Source organism: Halorubrum sp. Atlit-28R (assembly GCF_003665955.1).
In the GTDB taxonomy this organism is placed as follows: domain Archaea; phylum Halobacteriota; class Halobacteria; order Halobacteriales; family Haloferacaceae; genus Halorubrum; species Halorubrum tropicale.
The window spans coordinates 1-5,082 of record NZ_QPLS01000018.1; the positions used below are offsets into that span (position 1 = coordinate 1).

At 57.9% G+C, this 5,082-nt stretch carries 1 tRNA gene and 2 rRNA genes; all 3 read right to left on the minus strand.

Going from position 1 to position 5,082, the window contains the following annotated elements:
- Nucleotides 1–149: 149 nt before the first annotated feature.
- The 3 genes from DVK06_RS16520 to DVK06_RS16530 all read right to left on the minus strand — a co-directional run bounded on the left by DVK06_RS16520 (nt 150) and on the right by DVK06_RS16530 (nt 5,055).
- Nucleotides 150–3,068, minus strand: a 23S ribosomal RNA gene (locus DVK06_RS16520).
- Nucleotides 3,069–3,344: 276 nt separating this feature from the next.
- Nucleotides 3,345–3,416, minus strand: a tRNA-Ala gene (locus DVK06_RS16525).
- A 169-nt stretch (nt 3,417–3,585) separates the two neighbouring features.
- Nucleotides 3,586–5,055 (minus strand): 16S ribosomal RNA (locus DVK06_RS16530).
- Together the 16S and 23S rRNA genes with 1 tRNA gene alongside form the textbook arrangement of a ribosomal RNA operon.
- Between the last annotated feature and the right edge of the window lie 27 nt (nt 5,056–5,082).

Consider the following 5,082-nt stretch of genomic DNA (forward strand, 5'->3'; position numbering starts at 1 on the left):
ACCGCTCTGGCCGCCTTCATGCCGACTCTCGGAGTCGAACCGAGACGCTCTATGAGCGACGCCTGTGTCGGTCGTGGTTCGAAACAACCGTGTATACGTGCGATCCAGATACCGCCTGAACTCATGCGAGTTCGTGGCGCGTCAGCGCCAATGAATGTGGCTCGGTCTGTTAGTTCTCGTGGGCTTAACACCTCGTTGCCTCGGTGCGTACACCCCGAGTCTATCGAACTCGTCTTCTACGAGTGACCTCGGTGGTACCTCTTTTCCATGTGGGTTTCGAGCTTAGATGCGTTCAGCTCTTACCCCGTGTCGCGTGGCTACTCGGCATCTGCCCTTCCGGACAACCGATACACCAGTGGCGACCAAACGTAGTTCCTCTCGTACTATACGTTCGTTCACGTCAGGTACCTCACACCCCCAATAGATAGCAGCCGACCTGTCTCACGACGGTCTAAACCCAGCTCACGACCTCCTTTAATAGGCGAACAACCTCACCCTTGCCCGCGTCTGCACGGGCAGGATGGAGGGAACCGACATCGAGGTAGCAAGCCACTCGGTCGATATGTGCTCTTGCGAGTGACGACTCTGTTATCCCTAAGGTAGCTTTTCTGTCATCTACGGGTCCCATTCCGGAACCTCGTAGGTTCGCTAGACCACGCTTTCGCGTCAGCGTTCCTCGTTGGGAAGAACACTGTCAGACCATCTTTTGCTCTTGCGCTCTTCGCCGGATTCCCGACCCGGCTGAGATGATCTTCGGGCGCGCTCGATATCTTTTCGAGCGCGTACCGCCCCAGTCAAACTGCCCGGCTACCGGTGTACTCCTCCCGGAGTGAGAGTCGCAGTCACCGACGGGTAGTATTTCAATGCTGTCTGGGTGGCGCGCTGGCGCGCGTACCTCTGTAACGACTCCTACCTATGCTGCACATCGGCGACCACGTCTCAGCGACAGCCTGCAGTAAAGCTCTATAGGGTCTTCGCTTCCCCTTGGGGGTCTCCAGACTCCGCACTGGAACGTACAGTTCACCGGGTCCAACGTTGGGACAGTGGCGCTCTCGTTTATCCATTCATGCAAGCCGCTACTGAAGCGGCAAGGTACTACGCTACCTTAAGAGGGTCATAGTTACCCCCGCCGTTGACGGGTCCTTCGTCCTCTTGTACGAGGTGTTCAGATACCCGCACTGGGCAGGATTCAGTGACCGTACGAGTCCTTGCGGATTTGCGGTCACCTGTGTTGTTACTAGACAGTCGGAGCGCCCGAGTCACTGCGACCTGCTCCGTCGAGAGCAGGCATCCCTTCTTCCGAAGGTACGGGACTAACTTGCCGAATTCCCTAACGTCGGTTCTCCCGACAGGCCTTGCCTTGCGCTGGCAGAGCACCTGTGTCGGATCTCGGTACGGACATCATGCTTGCCTTTTCACGGGCCCTATGTACGGCTGACTTTCGCTATCTCGCGTTTCGCTCGCTTCGTACCGTGACGGTTTCCACGAGTTTCCGCGATTCGACCGGGCGAGTGCCCGGCTCAGCGTTCCACACGGCGTCGGCGTTTACTGCACGATGGCGCTGGAATATTAACCAGCTTCCCGTCGGTGTAGTCAAGTTGTGGTACACCTTAGGACCGGCTAACCCTCGGCTGAACGGCAGTGCCGAGGAACCCTTGCTCTTCAGGCCGTCGAGGTTCTCACCCGACTATCGCTGCTACTGTGACCAGGATTGTCGTTACTGGACGGTCCACACGAGCTCTCGCCCGGGCTTCCGTCCGACCAGTACGCCAACCTACGCGGTTATCCTTTGACGGATACGGCCAGGTCTCGGTGGTAGATTTGAGCCCCGATCATTTTGGGCGCCTCAAACCTCGGCCGGTAAGCTGTTACGCTTTTCTTAGCGGGTAGCTGCTTCTAAGCTCACCTCCCGGCTGTTTAGGGCTTGAGACCACCTTCGAATCGCACTTAATCTACACTTTGGGACCTTAACCCGGCTCTGGGTTGTTCCCCTCACGGTACACAGGCTTACCCCGCGCACCGGACTCCCTTCGTCTACAGCGCCTGCGGGTTTGGAGTTCGACAGGATGGCCGACTCCTCTCGGAGGCGGGTCATCCAATCGGTAGCTCTACCCCGCGGGCTACCTCGGAAGAGGTCATGCTTCGACATGTTTCGGTTGGAACCAGCTGTTGCCAGGCTCGATGGGCCTTTCACCCCTACACACGAGTCACGAGAGGGTATTGTAGAACACCAACTCTAACAGGCCTCCACGTGGCTTTCGCCACGCTTCACCTTGCTCGCGCGTAGATCGCCTGGTTTCGGGTCGCACCCGATTGACTCCCCGCGCTTGAACACGGTGGCCCTCGCACGAATGTGCTGCGGCCGTATCGGTTTCCCTGCGCCTTCCCCGGTTCACGGGTTAGACTCGCCAATCAAGTGCACTCCCTGGGTCGTTTTTCAAAACGCACGACACGACGCCGGCTCGATTCTCTTCCTACTGGAGGATCGCTCCTCGGTCGTTTTGAGAATCGCCTTGTACGCCCTGTCGCTCGATCGCCAGCTGATTTCAGGCCCTATTGCACCGCCCTTTTCGGGGTGCTTTTCAGCGTTCGCTCACGCTACTTGTTCGCTATCGGTCTCGAGGAGTGTTTAGCCTTCTCAGGGGATGCCTGAGGTGTTCACAGAGGATATCCGACCCCTGCTACTCTGGATTTGACGCCAACGGTACTGTTCTCTCATACGGGGTTGTCACCCTGTTTCACGCTCCGTTCCAGGAGACTTCTGAGAGAGGGTCGCGTTTTGGTTGTCAACCCGAACACCACATTGGTCCGAAGACCTTCGGTTTGGGCTGTGTCGCGTTTACTCGCGGTTACTGACGACATCGCTGTTGCGTTCTTTTCCTGCCCTTACTGAGATGTTTCAATTCAGGGCGTTCCCTATTGCGCGTGGCAATTGTTGAACGGATTCCGATTGGGAGATCTCGTGTTCTTACCCTCCATGCGGGTCCCACGAGCTTTTCGCAGCTTGGCACGTCCGTCGTCGGCTCTCGAGCCGAGCCATTCACCAGCTGGCACAGTAGCCAGTAGTGTGTCAACGAACTCTCGAAGGAGAGTTGCTGACGGTGTCAGAAACACTCATCAGAGTGTTCCGACTGTATATGGTTCACTGACGTTCCACGAACTCGGATGAGTTCAGTGGACGTCTGGATCGCACGTATACACGGTTGTCATTGAATCGCCCCGGGTGTGACGGGGCGTTCGTCGAACCCTTCCCATCCGCGGTTTCCCGGGATGGTGCATCGGTCGTCGTGTCCGAATCGAGTCGCGTCTCCCACTTAAGGGGACGGATTCGCTTCGGACGGACATGGACTCACTGGGATTCGAACCCAGGGCATCCTCCTTGCAAGGGAGGCACTCTACCGCTGAGCTATGAGCCCACCTTCCCCGAAGGGAAGGCTCTTGTCTCGCGTGTTGCGTGAGCCGTGGTCGTTCTGAAGTGTCCAAGCCGGTGGGTGGTGGACTACACAGACCAGTGCGAATGAGTAGTGACCGTCTTAGAAAGACGGTCGTAAGGTGAGCTCGCCCAGAGGGCGAGTCTCGGGTCGGTGGAGGTGATCCAGCCGCAGATTCCCCTACGGCTACCTTGTTACGACTTAAGCCCCCTTGCGAAGCCCAGATTCGACGTTCGTGGAACGCCTCATCCGGACCTCACTCGGGTGCTTTGACGGGCGGTGTGTGCAAGGAGCAGGGACGTATTCACCGCGCGCTTGTGACACGCGATTACTACCGAATCCAGCTTCATGTGGGCGAGTTGCAGCCCACAATCCGAACTACGATCGAGTTTCTGAGATTACCGTCTCCTTTCGGAGTTGGAACCCTTTGTCTCGACCATTGTAGCCCGCGTGTTGCCCAGCACATTCGGGGCATACTGACCTACCGTTGCCCGTTCCTTCCTCCGTGTTAGCCACGGCGGTCCCCCTACTGTCCCCAGCTACCTCGCGGTACTGCTGGCAAGTAAGGGTGCGGGTCTCGCTCGTTGCCTGACTTAACAGGACGCCTCACGGTACGAGCTGACGGCGGCCATGCACCTCCTCTCTGAGGCTCGGATAAGGTCATCAACCTGATCGTCATTACCACAGTCGATGCTGGTGAGATGTCCGGCGTTGAGTCCAATTAAACCGCAGGCTCCTCCGGTTGTAGTGCTCCCCCGCCAATTCCTTTAAGTTTCATCCTTGCGGACGTACTTCCCAGGCGGTCTGCTTAGCGGCTTCCCTACGGCACAGCACCCACTCGTAGTGGGAGCCACACCTAGCAGACATTGTTTACGGCCAGGACTACCCGGGTATCTAATCCGGTTCGAGACCCTGGCTTTCGTCCCTCACTGTCGGATCCGTTCTCGCGACGTGCTTTCGCCATCGGCGGTCCGTCCAGGATTACGGGATTTCACTCCTACCCCGGACGTACCCGTCGCGCCTTCCGGTCCCAAGCCACGCAGTTTCTACCGGGCGCCCACCTGTTGAGCAGGTGGATTTCCCGATGGACTTGCGCGGCCAGCTACGGACGCTTTAGGCCCAATAAGATCGGCCATCACTTGGGCTGCCGGTATTACCGCGGCGGCTGGCACCGGTCTTGCCCAGCCCTTATTCTGGTACCGCCTTAGGGTACCGAAAAGCACAGGCGCTATGCCTGTGCACTTGGGATCCCCCTATCGCACTGTCGTGCAGTGTAAAGGTTTCGCGCCTGCTGCGCCCCGTAGGGCCCGGAATCTTGTCTCAGATTCCGTCTCCGGGTTCTCACTCTCATGACCCGTACCGATTATTGGCACGGTGGGCCGTTACCCCACCGTCTACCTAATCGGCCGCAGCCACATCCTTCGGCGCCGGAGCGTTTGGCATACCACTCATTCCAGTGGTGGTATGGGATACACTATTAGCCTCAGTTTCCCGAGGGTATTGTGTTCCGAAGGGTAGTTTGGCCACGTGTTACTGAGCTATTCGCCACGAGTCTGAACTCGTGCGACTAGCATGGCTAAATCGGATCCCAATAGCAATGGCCTCCGGCAGGATCAACCGGAATGTATGTCCTTCGAGCCTGATTCCCGGC